Below are 14,789 nucleotides of genomic sequence, written 5' to 3' on the forward strand. Positions count from 1 at the left end.
ATACGGCTATTCGCTGCCCTGGCGCTCCTGGCTTGGCAGCGTTTGGCTGAGCCAGGCGAGATTGACTTCGTTGACTTCCACCCATTCACCCCTGACAGGAATCCCTTCGCAACTCAAGAAAGCAACGCAACGTCCGTGTATGTCCAGTAAGGCAAAGTGGCGATACTTTATTGCTCTCTTGAACAGGCCAATAGAGAGACGCATGCCATCACCTTAGTTGGTATTAATTGTTTATTGGTTGTCAGGCTTGAGTAGTAAACAAGGCGCCGCATGGCCAACTCAGCTCAAACACCGTGCCGCTGTTTATCGCCGTTCGACAGGTCACTGCGCCGCCATGGGCGAGGGCAATTGCCCGCACCACGGCCAGGCCCAGGCCACTGCCGCCCTGGGCACGCGAGCGTGAGCTTTCGCCACGCTGAAACGCATCGAAAATGTGTGGGGCGAATGCTGCGTCGACCCCCGGGCCCTCATCTGTGACCCTCAGGAAGTGGCCTCGCTCGTCACCGCCCAGTTCAATGCTGACGGTGCCCGGTGTGGCGTGTTGGCAAATATTGTCCAGCAGCGCGAGCAAAGCCTGGCAGATGCGATCGGGGTCGCAGTACACCGGGCCCTTGCGCAGGTTTAATTGCAGGGCAAAACCGGCGCTGTTCAGGCTGGGCTCGAACAAGCGCGCTTCAGCCTCCAATGCATCGGCCAGCTCCACCTCCTTGAGCGCCAATTCCAGGTGACCGTTGTCGCCCATGCCCACCACGCGAAGGTCTTCGACCAGGCGGGTCAAGCCTTCGACCTGGCCCAAGAGGCTGTAGAACTGCGCGGTATCCGGCTCGAATACACCCTCGGCCAGTCCCTGCAAGCGACCGCGCAGGATGGTCAGCGGGGTACGTAGTTCATGGGCAATCGCGGCGTTCCAGAAGGCTTGTTCCTCGGCCATGCGTTTCAATCGGTTCGCCATGCTATTGAAGTCATCCACCAGCAGGGCAGCTTCGCCCAGGGAAAGATCAGGCGCCACGGCGCGGGCATCCAGGTCACCGTCGGCCAGCCTGCGCAGGCTCACGGCTACCGAGTTAAGCGGCGTCAGAATACGCTTGGACAACTTGACGGCCACCGCCACGCCGAGGCCCAGGCTGACGCAGGTGATCAAGCCCATCCACACCCATTCCACGCCGCTGGGCAGCCACTCATCCGACTGCATCTCCAACTCCGTCGGCGGCGAAAAGGTCCAGAGCAATGCATAGAAGATGTAGGACCCGACCAGCGCAAGGGCGATCACACACATCACCACGGCCGACATCGACACGATAATCTGCCGGCTCAAACTGTTGGCCACTTTCATGCCTGGCTCCCGAACCGGTAGCCCACGCCACGGATGCTGGCCGGTACGCCGTGCAGGCCAAGGTCTTCGATCTTGCGACGCAACTTGCTGATATGGCTGTCGACGGTCCGCTCCAGGCTGTCGCTCTCCGGCGAGCAGAGCACCAGCAGTTCGGCACGGCTGAACACGCGGCGCGGCGCCTTGGCCAACTGTGCGAGCAACTTGAATTCGGTCACCGTCAGGTGCAATGGTTGTTTTTGCGTGCCGATGTGTACGTTCACCTCATGGCTGTCGATGTCGATTTCAAAGGCGTCGACGCGCAGTACGCGGTGGTCGGCGCCATGGCCTTGATCGCTGCAGCGGCGCAGCACGGCCTGGATCCTGGCGATGACTTCTGCCGGGTTGAAGGGTTTGACGATGTAGTCGTCCGCACCAATGCGCAGGCCCATGAGTTTATCCATGTCCTGGTCGTGTGCAGTCAGCATGATCACCGGGGTGATACCGCGATGACGCAACTCCGCCAGCACCATCCAGCCATCCAGCTTGGGCATCATCACATCGAGCAGCACCAGGTCCGGCTTGAGCAGTTGATGCAGTTCGAGCGCACGACGCCCATCCTGCGCATGGGCGGTACGAAAACCCGCACGCTTGAGGTAGGCCGTGAGGATGTCGGCGATTTCCGGCTCGTCTTCGGCGATCAGCACCAGCGCCTGGTTAGAGAGCGATGCAAGGAGTGGTTCAGTCATGGTTTGCTCGGTGGGTGTACGGTTTTTCAGCAACGGATTGAATAATGCACCGCAAGCATGCACGTTCGGCGAAGGTTTTATGGAGAAATGATGGAGAGGGGAATTGATTTTTCGCGGAACGGGGGAGGGCACTCAGGCGAAGCGGATGCGCTCGGCGTAGGCGCTCTGCAGCATTCGGCGCTGGTAATCGCAGGGCGTCGTACTGACCAGCTTCTTGAAGTCGCGCAGGAAATGCGACTGATCGGAAAAGCCCAGGTCCAGGGCCAGGTCTGAAAACGACACATCGTGCCGGGTGTTCAGGGTTTCCAGCGCCGCCTGGCAGCGAATGATCCGGCAGAACGTCTTGGGCGACAGGCCGGTGTCCTGGCTGAACTGGCGATGAATCGTGCGGCTGGTGTACCCGCTGAGTTCTTCCAGTTGCTGGATACGCAGGTCACCGCGATGTGCAAGCGCCTGTTGGATGACCATGGTCGTGAGTTTCGAGCTTCGGCCGATTAGGCGCGGGGCCAGGTAATCGCTGAACAGCTTTATCTGCTCCTGCAACTGTGGGGCCTGGACGATGCTTTCGAAAATGCGCTGGGCAAACGTCGATACTTCCAGCAGATCCCATTCCTGTTCGGTCAGGTCCTCGGCCACGACGTTGATGAAACCTGGGATAACCCCCGGCGCAAAGCGCACGCCGAAGTAATGGTGACCCTGCAGCAGTTCGACCTGCTGCGCCTCCAGCGGGGTACCACAAATCCTCACACTTGGGCGCGTGGCGTCACAGTCGAAAACGATATCCACGCAGCCGTCCGGCACCGCCAGCAGATCAGCCGAGTGAGCGACATCGAAGGCGTAGAAATGCGAAATCGCCGGGTGCTCGGAAGGCATTACCGAATACCGTGAAGAGTTGAGTACGAACCAGGGTTGTTCGTAAGCGGTTTGCCGCAGCGATGGTGAACACAGGTTGGGCATGGCCGGACCTTGGCGTGGTATATGCGGGAATATTCACGCATTTATCGCGCCAACTCTGCGGGCGGGGACGAACCTTGATGTCCGAAATTTACAATACCGCCATGAAACACTCAATGATACTCGACCTCGATAGCGTGGGAGCAGCGCCTACCGCAGCGACTTCATCTTCAGTCGAGAATAATAATGTCCACTACCACAAAAATTGACTTCATCTATCTGTCCGAGCAGGACATGATTCGCGCGGGCGTAACCGACATGCTTGCCTGTGTGAATACCATGGAAGAGATGTTCGGCCTGCTCTATAGCGGCGACTACCGCATGGCCGGGCCAAACAACGATTCTCACGGCGCGATGGTGGTGTTTCCGAAGGATTCGCCTTTCCCGAACATGCCCAAGCCCACCGCTGACCGCCGCATGATGGCGATGCCGGCCTACCTGGGCGGCAGCTTCTGCACCGCAGGCGTCAAGTGGTATGGCTCCAATATTGCCAACCGCGAAAAAGGCCTGCCACGTTCGATCCTGATGTTCACCCTCAACGATCCCGACACCGGCGCACCGTTGGCGCATATGTCTGCCAACCTGCTGTCGGCCTACCGCACCGGCGCGATTCCCGGCGTGGGCGCGCGCCACTTGGCACGCAAGGACTCGAAGGTGGTCGGCCTGCTCGGCCCCGGCGTGATGGGCAAGACCACGCTCGCCGCATTCATCGCCGTTTGCCCGCAGATCGATACCTTGAAGATCAAGGGCCGTGGCGAGAAAAGCCTGAATGATTTTATTGGCTGGGTGAAGGACACCTACCCACAGGTGACCACGATCACCGTGGTCGACAGCCTCGAAGAAGTGGTCCGTGGTTCCGACCTTGTTACTTATTGTAGCTCCGGTGAGACAGGCGACCCCTCAAACTACCCAATTGTGAAGCGCGAGTGGGTCAAGCCGGGTTGCTTCATGGCCATGCCGGCATCCTGCTCGTTGGACGAGGGGATGGAACGCGCCGACGTGCGCAAGGTGCTGGATAACACCGGCCTCTACGAAGCCTGGTTCGAAGAATTGCCCAAGCCTGCGCACCACTGCGTGCCGGTGATCGGCGTGCGGTTCATGGACATGATCGCCGAAGGCACGATGCAGCCCGAAGAACTCGAAGACATCGGCAAGATCGTCGCCGGTGATGCCCAGGGCCGTCGCAACGATGAAGAGATCATCATCATGTCGGTGGGCGGCATGCCTGTGGAAGACGTGGCCTGGGGCACCGTGGTGTATCGCAATGCCGTGGAAAAAGGCATCGGCGTGAAGCTCAACCTGTGGGAAACCCCCGTCCTGCGCTAAGCCATCCTTTAACCCACTGACGAGACTTACGACATGACCAAAATCATCAAGCTCAAGACCGGCTCACCCTTTGAAGACCAGGCCAGCTATTCGCGCCTGGTAGTGGTGGACAACTGGATCTATGTGTCCAATACCGCCGGGCGCAACCCGCAGACCAAACTGATCCCGGAGGACATCCTCGAGCAGACGCACCAGGTGTTCGCCAACATCGAAACCGCGCTGGCCGCCGTCGATGCAAGCCTGGCCGATGTGGTGTGTTCGCGGGTATTTATCCAGGACCCCAAGGACGTGCCGGCGGTGATGGGCCTGATCGGCGAAAAATTCCGTGGTGTCGACCCGGCCAGTACCGTCACCTGCCCGCCGTTGGGTTCGACGGTTTACAAGGTGGAGCTGGAAGTGACGGCGTATCGCAACGCCTCCAAGGCCCAGGTCGAAGTGATTCGCCTGTCGCAATAACCCGTCCTGCGGCCGCGCCCTCGCGCGGTCGACCTCTATAGTTTTGCGAGTCTTGATCATGGCCCCGACTATTGCGCCCGTGAATACGTCCACCGAATTTCCCTCCACGACCGCCGTCGTCATCATCGGCGGCGGCATCATCGGCTTGACTGCGGCACTGACACTGGCCGAACGCAATATCCCGGTGGTGGTCCTGGAAAAAGGCCGTATCGCCGGCGAGCAGTCTTCACGCAACCTGGGCTGGGTACGCAAGACCAGTCGCCACGCTCACGATATTCCGCTGGCCCTGGCCGCTGACCGCTTATGGGCGCAAATGCCCGAGCGCATCGGTGCGGATGTGGGTTATCGCCAGGAAGGCATCATGTTCGTCGCCCGCAACGAGGCGCAAATGGCGATGCATGACAGTTGGCTCAAATCGGTCGAGCACCTGTCACTGGATTCGCGGTTGCTGAGCAACCGCGAAATCGCACAGAAAGTGCCGGGCGGCGCGGGTGAGTGGGCCGGCGGCATCTACACACCATCCGACGCGCGCGCCGAACCGACCCTGGCCAGCAGCGCGATCGCCAAGGCCGCCATGGCCCTCGGCGTGGTGATCATCGAGCAGTGTGCGGTGCGCACGCTGCAGATGTCCGCCGGCAAGGTCAGCGGGGTGGTCACTGAAAAAGGCGAGATCCGCTGCGACCAGGTGTTACTGGCTGGCGGCATGTGGTCGCGGCGATTCCTGGGCAACCTCGGGGTGTCGTTGCCGACCCTGGCCTTGACCTGTTCGGTGTTGCGCACCCATCCGATGCTGGGCCCCACCGAGATTGCCGTGGGCGCGCCGGACTTTTCGTTTCGCAAGCACAAGGACGGCGGCTTCATCATTACCCAGCGCGGCAAACTGGATGCTTTCCTGACCCTCGATCACCTGTTGCTGGCCAAGCAATATATGCCGCAATTTCGCGCGCAGCGCAGCGTATTGAACGTGTCACTGGGCAAGTATTTCTTCAATGACCTGGCGCTTTCGCGACGTTGGTCGGCCGACAGTGTCAGCCCCTTCGAACGCGTGCGCGTACAGGACCCGGCGGCCAACCCGCGGCTCAATAACGACGCGATGAACAGCCTCAAGGCGGCCTGGCCGGTGTTCGAACAAGCCAGGATTGCTCAGGCCTGGGCGGGCACGATCGATGTGACGCCGGACTCGAACCCGGTGATCGGGCCGGTCGCGCAAATCCCGGGCCTGACCGTGGCCACCGGTTTCTCCGGGCATGGCTTCGGTACCTCGCCGGCGGCCGGCCACTTGGCCGCCGATATGGTCAGTGGGCATACCCCGATCATCGACCCGAGCCCTTATCGGTTTGATCGTTTCTAGGTCGCATGCACCGCGACAGTCCCAGAAAAACGGTGTTTCTCCTTTACTGAGCGGCGGAGCCAGGCAATGTCCCCAGACAGCATTTTTTTCACCAATCGCGCAGGCTTGCGTCTGCATTTTCTACGCTGGGGCAAGCCGGGCGGCGTGCCCTTGGTACTGCTGCATGGTTTGCGTGCTTATGCCCAGACCTGGGAGTCGCTGGTAGAAGCGCTGGGCGATGGCTATTGCATCTATGCCCTGGACCAGCGCGGACGCGGGCTGAGTGACTGGGCACCGGCCGCCAGTTATCACACGCAGTCCTATGTGGAAGACTTGCAGGACTTTGTCGCCTATGTCGGCTTGCAGCGGTTCGTGTTGCTGGGTCACTCGCTGGGGGGCGCCAACGCATTGGAATACGCACGGCAGCACCCGGGGCGCTTGATTGGCCTGATCATCGAAGACATCGGGCCAGGTTCCTCCAGCCAGGGCGACGGTGCGGCGCGCATTCGCCGCGAGATGAACCAGACCCCGTTGCGTTTCGACAACTGGGACGCCGCCCGTGCGTTCTGGCAGGCGTCGCGTCCTGGCTTGTCGGCGCAGGGCCTGGCGTCGCGGCTGGCGCACTCGATGAAGGACAGCGCGGGTGCGATCACCTGGCGCCACGATCAACAAGGCATCGCCGAGGCACGCCTGAGCATTGAGCCTACCGATCTGTGGCCGGCGGTACGCGCCCTGGATTGTCCGACGTTGTTCATTCGCGGTATGCGCTCGGACTTTCTGCCGGCGGCGACGCTGCAAGCCATGCGCGACAGCAATGCGCACGTGCGCACGGCCGAAGTCGCGGACGCCAGCCACTATGTGCATGACGACCAGGGTGGGACGTTCAACCGGCTGGTCACCGCATTTCTTGACAGCCTCGCGATCCCCGGCCGATGAAACCGCGGGCTCGCTTGATTGTGCTGCTCTCATCCCTGACGGCCTTCGGGCCATTTTCGATTGATACTTACCTGCCCAGCTTCCCGCAAATCGCCGAGGACCTGTCGACCAGCACCGCGCAGGTGCAACACACCATCAGCGCGTTTCTCGCCGGGCTGTGCCTGGGCATGTTGTGCTACGGTCCGTTGTCCGACCGCTACGGCCGTCGCCCGTTGCTGCTCGGCAGCCTGGTGCTGTACGCGGCTGCGACCCTGGGTTGCCTGTTTGCCGGTAGCGTCGAGCAACTGATTGCCTGGCGCTTTTTCCAGGCGCTCGGCGGCGCGGGTGCGCTGGTGCTGGCGCGCGCCGTCGCCCGGGACAGGGTAGGCCTGGCGGAGGCAGCCAAAGTGCTGTCGTGGATGCACGTTCTGACGATGATGGCGACACTGGTCGCGCCGATGATCGGCACTTGGCTGGTGTTGATCCAGGGTTGGCGCACGATCTTTGCCACCTTGTTCATCCTGTCCAGCCTGTGCCTGCTGCTGGTGGCCCTGACCCTGAAGGAAAGTCTGCCGGCGCAGGATCGCGGGGCGTCCGTTGGGGCGGCCTTCGCGGCCTACCTGACCATCGCCCGGCAACCCAGGGCGATGGCGCTGATCCTGTGCATGTCCCTGGGGTTTGGCGGCATGTTCGCCTTCATCACTGCTTCGCCTTTTGTGTACGTCGTGTATTTCGGTGTCTCGCCACGGGTGTTCAGCGCGTTGTTCGCCCTGAACATCCTCGGCATCATCCTGGTGACCTTTATCAACGCGCGTTGGGTGGGCCGTTTTGGGCCGCAACGCATGCTCGGCGTGGGGGCGGTGCTGGTGAGCGGGGCAGGGTTGGCGCTGATGCTGGTCGGGTATACCGAATGGGGCGGGCTGACGAGCATCGTGTGTTGCATGGTGCTGTACATGGGCGTGACCGGTTTGATCGGCGCCAATTGCATGGCCAGCCTGATGATGCTGTTTCCGCGCCAGGCCGGTGCGAGCGTGGCGCTGGGGGTTTCGGTGCAATTCGCCACAGGGGCGTTGGCCAGCCTGTGGGTCAGCCATTTGGCTGATGGCAGCGCCTGGCCGATGTGTTGGGTGGTGGGGTGTTGCGGGATGGGCTCGTTGGTCGCTTATTGCGTGACCCTTCGCACGCCTGCCCGGGCGGTTGCCGTGACGGCCGTCGTTAAGCAAACGTGAGCCGCAGTTAAAAAAGCCAGGATATTCAAATGAAAACTACAAAAATAAATCCGATCGATACAACCTCCGTCTATGTGTGTGCAGGCTTGGTTTCGGGTGCAGGTGCCTTGTTATTGAACGTGCTACCTGTGCTGTTTGGCGCGTTTGCCGAGCGTTTCGGGCTCGGCGAGCACCAACTGGGCAACCTGGCCATGGCCATGAACCTGGGGTTTGGCGCATTCGGGCTGGCGTCCCTGCTGTGGATTCACCGGCTCAGTTGGCGAGTCATATCGGCACTGTCGTCGGCGCTGGTGGTGGGCGCGCTCGTGTTTGTGCTGCGCGATCCTTCCTATGAAGCGCTGCTGGCGATCATGGCTCTGGCGGGCGCCGGTACCGGGGCCTTGTACGCCCTGGCGATGACGATCTTCGGTGACAGTTCGCAGCCTGAACGAGCGTTTGGTTTCAAGCTAGGTATCGAGACCGTGCCGGGCGCCTTCCTGCTCATCGTGCTACCCGTGGCGGTGGCGCCGGTGTGGGGCTTTGAAGGCATGCTGATCACCATCGCCATTGCCATGGTGGTGATGGGTATCCTGCCGCTGCCTTGGGTGCCGCGCCGTAGCGAGCGACACCTGGAAGCGTCCGGTACCGCCGTGCGGATTGCCAGCGCCGAGAGTCGCACCATCGTATGGTTGAGCCTGGTGGCCAGCCTGGTTTTCCTGACCGGCATCATGTCGGTGTGGGCGTTCCTGGAGCTTATGGGCAAAAAGACCGGCTTGGCCTCCGACACCATCGGCATGGTGCTGGCGCTGGGTTTTCTGATCAATGCCGGCGGCGGCTTCATCGCCTCGGCGATCGGCTTGAGGGTGGGACGCTTCATGCCGGTGGCCGTGATTATCCTCGCCGAGTTACTGGGTCTGGTGGCACTGGCGCAGTTTTCTTCCCTGACGACCTACGTCGTAGGCGTTATTTGCTTTCTCTTTTCGATCGGCTTCGTGCTGGCTTATACCTTCGGCGTCATGGCTGAGTTCGACCTGTCGGGCAAGCTTGTCGCGCTGGGCGCGCTGTGCCTGTCCCTGGGGGCGGCGTTCGGGCCAGCCATCGGTGGGTTTCTGATCGAGGCATTCGGCTACTCGGCGGTGTTGGTGTTCTCGGGCGCCTGTTCGGTGGCGGTGCTGGTCATCTATGGCGCGGCGGTGTTGAGAGCCCAGTGGGCGTTTCAACGCATGCGGGCTTCGGGTACCGCCGTGATGTCCGGGTTGTGAGCGAGTGAAGAGGGGGAACACCCATGCGTGGTCAAGCGTTGTCGACCTGGAACGAATGTGTGCGCGCGACCTGCGGTCGTTTCGACACGCGCTATGACCATTGCCAGAGCCTTTTCATCGGGGAAATGCAACAGACGCGGGTGGGCACCACGGCGGTCGCCCACATTCGCAGCAATGCCAGTGTGATTGCCAAGGTAGCTCGCTCAAGCGGGCGCAGCTCATCGGCCCGGTGTTTTCTTGTGTTGCAACAGCAGGGCTCGATGGTCATTGAGCTGGGCGACAAGGTGCTTGAACTGCACGCAGGTGACCTGGCTTTGCTGGACTTTTCCGGTGCGGTGAAAATGACCCCCAAGGGGTTGTTCGCCCATGTGTCGATCCCGTTGCCGTGTGAGTTGCTCAAGGGGCTGGACCGTAGCCGCTTCGGCAAGCTGTCGACCACGGGGGTGTGTGGCCAACTGCTTGGCACGCTGGTACGACAGGTCGCTGCGGGTGAGCTGGCCCAATGGTCTTGCCCGCAGGATGGTGATGGTCTGCCAAGGGCGCTGGTTGCCTTGCTGGCCTCGGTGTTGGAGTACCGTGCGAGCGACCATTCGCCTGGGTGGCAGCTGCATGAAGTGCAATCCGTCATCCAGCAGCGGCTTGACTCACCCCGGCTGTCGCCGGCGTCGCTGGCCGAAGAGCTGGGCATCTCCAGCCGCCAGCTCTACAGGTTGTTTGAGGCGAGTGGCGACAGCGTCTGCCGCTATATTCTGCGTGAGCGGCTGTTGAAGGCCGCGCAGGACCTTCGCGATCCCGTTTGCGCACAGCGCTCGATCACCGATATCGGCAGCTATTGGGGCTTTGCTGATTCGTCGCATTTTTCCAAGACGTTCAAGAAGCAGACGGGGCTGACACCCAGTAGCTATCGGCGCCGCGGGCACTGAGCCTGGTTGCGGCGTGGGAGCAGGCTCCCTCGCCACAGATCCGATGTGGTCAATAGCGGATGATCACGGATTTCAGCTCGGTGTAGTCGTCGATAAACGCACTGCCGAATTCACGCCCCATGCCAGACGCCTTCATCCCGCCAAACGGCACGCTCGGGTCGACAAATGTGTGCATGTTGACCCACACCGTACCCGCCTCGATTCGCGGGATCAGGCGCAAGGCCCTGGACAAGTCGTTGGTCCAGATACTGGCTGTGAGGCCGAACGGGCTGTCGTTCATCAAGGTGACCAGTTCTTCTTCATCGTCGAACGCCAGCACGCATACCACTGGGCCGAAGGTTTCCTCATGCAGCAGCGGATCATCCTTGCCGTTGGCGATGATCAGCGTCGGTTCCACGTAGTAACCGGCACGGTCCACTGCACGCGCACCGCATACCACCTGGTTGCTCTGCAGGGCACGGTCGAAAAAGCCGAGGATCTTGTCGAAGTGCGGCTTGTTCGACAGCGGGCCGAACTGAGCATGTTCATCCATAGGCGAGCCTATGACCATCTGCGACAACATCGCCGCCATCTTCTGCGTCACCTGCTCGACGATGGAACGGTGCACGAACAAACGCTCGGGGGCCGCGCACACCTGGCCCTGGTGCACATAGGCCGATTGCACGAAGCGCGCTACGGCGTCATCGACATTGGCATCGGCCAGCAGCGCGGCGGCATTCTTGCCGCCCAGCTCCAGGGTGACGCGGGTCAGGTCGGCGGCCATGGCGGCCTTGCCCACCGCGATGCCGGTGGGCACCGAACCGGTGAACGACACCTTGCGCACGGCCTGGTGTTCGATCAACTGCTGGCCCACCTGGCCGCGCCCGTTGACCACGTTGATCACGCCCGGCGCAATTCCCGCCTCGATCGCCAGTTCCGCCAGGCGCAACAGGGACAGCGGTGTGTATTCGCTGGGTTTGAGCACCACCGTGCAGCCGGTGGTCAGCGCGGCGCCCAGTTTCCACACGCCTATCATCAGCGAGAAGTTCCACGGCACGATGGCCGCTACCACGCCCACGGGCTCGCGCAGGGTGTAGGCGCTGTACTGCTCACCCGCCATGGAAGGGAACGACGGGGTCATTGTCTGGCCGCCGATCTTGGTCGCCCAGCCGGCGAAGTAGCGCAGGAACACCGCGCTCTGGCCCACTTCGATATGCCGCGACAGGTTGATCGATTTTCCGGAACTCAGGGTTTCCAATTGCGCCAGTTCTTCGCCGTTGGCTTCTATCAGATCTGCCAGACGGTTGAGCAGCACGCCGCGCTGGTAGGGGGTGACTTGCGCCCAGGCGCCCTTGAAGGCAGCGGTGGCGCTGTCGACGGCCAGGTTCACATCCTCGGCCTGGGCGTCACGCAGCTGCGCGACGGTCTCGCCGGTTCCGGGATCGACCACGCCGATGCGCTGGGTGGAGGCGCTGGTGTGCGCGACGCCATCGATGAAGTTGGAATGGTCGCGACCCAGGAAGGCAACGACTGAGGGCAGCAGGGCAATGTGCATGGTGGCGCTCCAATGAAGGATTCGTCGCGCCCGGGGGCGCTCGAAAGACCCTTGCATTAAAAACCGATGCACGCGTGGCTGCTTGTTCGAGCCTGCCTGGAAATTGGTTATGCCTGACAGGTTTGGCCGCCGCTGACCTAGGGTTCGCCGAGGTTGTCGAACACCGTTTCGAGCATGCGGTTCAGGCGCTGGATCTGCGCTTCGGTCATACCGGTGAAACTGCGCTTGAACAGGTCACCCGTGGCGACCTGGATACGTTCAATCGCCTCGCGCCCTTGTTCGGTGATGCGCACCTGCGTCACGCGGCCGTCGTCCTCGCAGGGCGCGGTGTCCACCAGGCCGTCTTCCTTCATGCGATACACCGTCTTGGTGATGGTCGAGAGCTTGGCGATGGCGTGGGTGGAAATTTCGGAAATGCTCGATTGGCCGTTCTCCTTGAGAATGAACAACACCCGCCAGCGCGGGATATCCAGGCCGATTTTCTTCAGTGCCTTTTCCATGTACTGGCTGTAGCGACCATGCACCATGGCCAGCCAGTAGAACGGGAAATCCTCTTTGTGAAAGTCTTCACTGCCGGGGTCGTAGCGGCCTGCGTGTTTTTTGGGTGCGCTCATGGTCTGCTCATGTCGGGGCGGCGGCCAATCATAAACTTTTCTCGTGAATTCGGCACGGCTTTTGCCCGGACATCAGCCTGTTTGTGCTGGGGAATTTAGTTGACAATTCACGTAATATTCGGTGAGTGTGAAAAAAAGGAAAGGGCGCATCGGGCGCCCCCATTCCGCATTTCACAGTGAAGGTAACCCGACATGACCCTGGTGATTGAACAGCTTTTCCTTGGCGGCGATGGGCCGACCGTGATGGTCAAGGACACAATTGATCTGGCTGGTCTGCCTACCCGTGCATCGAGCCAGGCCCTTGAGGATGCCGCACCTGCCACGGTCCACGCCGATGTGGTGCAGGCGCTGCTGGAGAAGGGCTGTCGCCTGGTGGGGAAGACCAGCCTGCATGAACTGGCGTTTGGCACCACGGGCATCAATCACTGGACCGGCACTGCGCCCAATCCGCGTTTCCCCGGGCGTATTCCGGGCGGTTCCTCCAGTGGCTCGGCAGCTGCCGTGGCGGCCGGGCTGGCAGATTTTTCCCTGGGAACCGACACCGGCGGCTCTGTGCGCATACCGGCGTGTTGCTGTGGGGTGTTCGGCTTCAAGCCGACGTTCGGGCGGGTCAGCCGCCGTGGCGTAATGCCGGCGCACAGCAGCCTCGACTGCGTCGGTCCGTTTGCCGCGAGCCTGCCGATGCTGGTCACGGCCATGCAGGTGATCGACGCCAGCTTCAAGCCGGTGTCGGCGCCGGACTCGCCGCGCCTGGGTGTCGTGACGGTGCAGGCTGGCGCCGCCGTACAGCGAGTGATCGATGCCGCCATCGCGGTGATCCGTCTACCCGGTGAACGTCTCACGCTGCCCAGCCTCAAGGCGGCCTATGACGCTGGCATGGTGGTAATCAACCGCGAAACGTTCGATGCCTGCGGTCACTTGCTGGAAACCGGCAAGGTGGGCGCCGACATTGCCGCGCGCCTGGCCGCCGCCGGCAATACCACGGCGGCCGCGTTGGCCGAAGCCGAGCGGGTGCGCAGGCAGTTCACGGCCGAAGTCGACGCCGCCTTGCAGCATGTCGATGTGCTGGTACTGCCGACCATGCCTGACTTCCCCTTGACCCTGGCCGAGGCCACTGACACCCAGGCAGTGCTCGGAATGACCGCCTTCGTGCGCCCGTTCAATCTGTCGGGACACCCGGCGCTGAGCATTCCGCTGGCCAGCGCCGAAGGACTTCCGGTGGGCCTGCAACTGGTGGGGGCCAAGGGTGCCGATGAGCAACTGCTGGCCATTGCCGGCCGCCTGCTCGAGCGTCTGTATGCCGGGGGAGAGGTCTGAAATGAACGCAACCATCCCGCGAGCGGACCTGGAGCGACGCCTGCGCCGTTTTGAAATCGAAGCCAGCGCCCGTGCCTGCATGAACCGCTACATGGTGCTGTGTGATGCGCTCGATGCACGCACGCCACTCCTCGAACTGGCCGGTCTGTTCACCCTTGATGCCGTGTGGGAGGGCAAAGGCGCGAAGTACGCCCACAGCTTCGGTGGCTATCGTGGACGCGAAGCGATTACCGCGATGTTCGCTGGTTACATGAAAACCCCGGCGCACTTTGCCCTCAACGTGCACTTCCTCACCAGCGAGCTGATCGAGGTGCAGGACGATACCGTGCTCGGCAGTTGGGTAATGTTGCAGACGTCCACCTTCGCCAGCGGCGCCTCCCACCTTAACGCCGCGCGCCTGAACGTGCGCTTTGCCGAGGAAGACGGGCAGTGGCGCATGGCGCACTTCCAGACCGAAAACCTGTTCAGCCGCCCGGTTGAGGCATGGAACAGCGACGCCGAGTTACCGGTGCCTCGCCAATAGCGCTCACTTCCCCCCCCTCGTTTTGCACGCTCCCGCGACTGCCCGACAAGGGCGGTCGCGCCGTGCGCGTAGTCCCTGGAGATTGCCTTGAAACTGTTCGAATTGTTGACCTTTACCCTGCGTGTTCGCACCGTGCCTCAAGCCTTGCCGCGTCTGGAGCGGAGCTTGCGCGAAGCGGGCGAGGGCGTGCATTTGATGGGCTGCTGGGTGTCGGAAATCGGCCAGCATAATCGCATCGCGGTCCTGCGCGGGTTCGACGATGGCGGGGGGGGGGGGGGGGGGGGGGGCGCGGGGGGGGGGGGGGGTGGGGGGGGGGGGGGGGGGGGGGGTTTTTTTGGTGGGGGGGGGGGGGGGGGGGGGGGGGGCCCC

The 14,789-nt window shown here is 62.1% G+C and carries 15 protein-coding genes and 1 pseudogene; 10 read left to right on the plus strand and 6 right to left on the minus strand.

What is annotated here, in order from left to right; genetic code table 11:
* Nucleotides 1-6: 6 nt before the first annotated feature.
* The 4 genes from WH299_RS05090 to WH299_RS05105 form a co-directional block, all read right to left on the minus strand.
* Entirely contained in the window at nucleotides 7-204 is a 198-nt protein-coding gene (locus tag WH299_RS05090) for a hypothetical protein (RefSeq protein WP_099491969.1), read from the minus strand.
* Between the two features lie 37 nt (nucleotides 205-241).
* Nucleotides 242-1,333 (minus strand): ATP-binding protein, encoded by a 1,092-nt coding sequence (locus tag WH299_RS05095; protein WP_099491970.1) that lies wholly within the window; start codon nucleotides 1,331-1,333, stop codon nucleotides 242-244.
* On the minus strand, nucleotides 1,330-2,058 hold the full coding sequence (locus WH299_RS05100; RefSeq protein WP_099491971.1) for a response regulator: 729 nt from the start codon (nucleotides 2,056-2,058) through the stop codon (nucleotides 1,330-1,332). The genes WH299_RS05095 and WH299_RS05100 overlap by 4 nt, the downstream gene beginning before the upstream one ends.
* 132 nt (nucleotides 2,059-2,190) lie before the next feature.
* A complete protein-coding gene (locus tag WH299_RS05105) occupies nucleotides 2,191-3,015 on the minus strand; it encodes an AraC family transcriptional regulator (protein ID WP_065930128.1) in 825 nt (274 codons plus the stop codon).
* Between the two features lie 183 nt (nucleotides 3,016-3,198).
* On the opposite strand from WH299_RS05105, the gene WH299_RS05110 reads away from it, so the two are divergent.
* The 7 genes from WH299_RS05110 to feaR all read left to right on the plus strand — a co-directional run bounded on the left by WH299_RS05110 (nucleotide 3,199) and on the right by feaR (nucleotide 10,432).
* Nucleotides 3,199-4,338, plus strand: coding sequence for a tyramine oxidase subunit B (locus WH299_RS05110; protein WP_099491972.1), 1,140 nt, complete (start codon nucleotides 3,199-3,201; stop codon nucleotides 4,336-4,338).
* A 33-nt stretch (nucleotides 4,339-4,371) separates the two neighbouring features.
* Entirely contained in the window at nucleotides 4,372-4,794 is a 423-nt protein-coding gene (locus WH299_RS05115; RefSeq protein ID WP_017846980.1) for a RidA family protein, read from the plus strand.
* Nucleotides 4,795-4,852: 58 nt separating this feature from the next.
* A complete protein-coding gene (locus WH299_RS05120) occupies nucleotides 4,853-6,145 on the plus strand; it encodes an NAD(P)/FAD-dependent oxidoreductase (RefSeq protein WP_099491973.1) in 1,293 nt (430 codons plus the stop codon).
* Nucleotides 6,146-6,211: 66 nt separating this feature from the next.
* Nucleotides 6,212-7,060, plus strand: coding sequence for an alpha/beta fold hydrolase (locus WH299_RS05125; RefSeq protein WP_145338149.1), 849 nt, complete (start codon nucleotides 6,212-6,214; stop codon nucleotides 7,058-7,060).
* A complete protein-coding gene (locus WH299_RS05130; protein ID WP_145338148.1) occupies nucleotides 7,057-8,268 on the plus strand; it encodes a Bcr/CflA family multidrug efflux MFS transporter in 1,212 nt (403 codons plus the stop codon). The genes WH299_RS05125 and WH299_RS05130 overlap by 4 nt, the downstream gene beginning before the upstream one ends.
* Before the next feature lie 119 nt (nucleotides 8,269-8,387).
* Entirely contained in the window at nucleotides 8,388-9,509 is a 1,122-nt protein-coding gene (locus tag WH299_RS05135) for an MFS transporter (protein ID WP_256663586.1), read from the plus strand.
* A gap of 23 nt (nucleotides 9,510-9,532) precedes the next feature.
* The gene (gene feaR / locus WH299_RS05140; RefSeq protein ID WP_339549751.1) at nucleotides 9,533-10,432 is read left to right on the plus strand and encodes a transcriptional regulator FeaR; all 900 of its coding nucleotides are present in this window, start codon (nucleotides 9,533-9,535) and stop codon (nucleotides 10,430-10,432) included.
* Between the two features lie 49 nt (nucleotides 10,433-10,481).
* On the opposite strand, the gene WH299_RS05145 is transcribed toward feaR, so the two are convergent.
* Together WH299_RS05145 and WH299_RS05150 are read right to left on the minus strand one after the other, a co-directional pair.
* Nucleotides 10,482-11,966, minus strand: coding sequence for an aldehyde dehydrogenase family protein (locus WH299_RS05145; protein ID WP_099491978.1), 1,485 nt, complete (start codon nucleotides 11,964-11,966; stop codon nucleotides 10,482-10,484).
* 137 nt (nucleotides 11,967-12,103) lie between these two features.
* Nucleotides 12,104-12,580 carry a MarR family winged helix-turn-helix transcriptional regulator gene (locus WH299_RS05150; RefSeq protein ID WP_065930120.1) on the minus strand — a complete coding sequence of 159 codons (477 nt, stop codon included), beginning with the start codon at nucleotides 12,578-12,580 and terminating at the stop codon, nucleotides 12,104-12,106.
* A 192-nt stretch (nucleotides 12,581-12,772) separates the two neighbouring features.
* Between WH299_RS05150 and WH299_RS05155 the strand changes: the two genes are divergently transcribed.
* From WH299_RS05155 to WH299_RS05165, 3 genes and pseudogenes are all read left to right on the plus strand, one after another.
* On the plus strand, nucleotides 12,773-13,897 hold the full coding sequence (locus tag WH299_RS05155; RefSeq protein ID WP_099491979.1) for an amidase: 1,125 nt from the start codon (nucleotides 12,773-12,775) through the stop codon (nucleotides 13,895-13,897).
* 1 nt (nucleotide 13,898) lies between these two features.
* A complete protein-coding gene (locus WH299_RS05160) occupies nucleotides 13,899-14,420 on the plus strand; it encodes a nuclear transport factor 2 family protein (RefSeq protein WP_099491980.1) in 522 nt (173 codons plus the stop codon).
* Between the two features lie 87 nt (nucleotides 14,421-14,507).
* Nucleotides 14,508-14,681: pseudogene (locus tag WH299_RS05165) on the plus strand (NIPSNAP family protein); the annotation flags it as partial.
* Nucleotides 14,682-14,789 lie beyond the last annotated feature (108 nt).

Origin of the sequence: Pseudomonas sp. MYb541 (assembly GCF_037479595.1) — a bacterium.
Classification (GTDB): domain Bacteria; phylum Pseudomonadota; class Gammaproteobacteria; order Pseudomonadales; family Pseudomonadaceae; genus Aquipseudomonas; species Aquipseudomonas canadensis.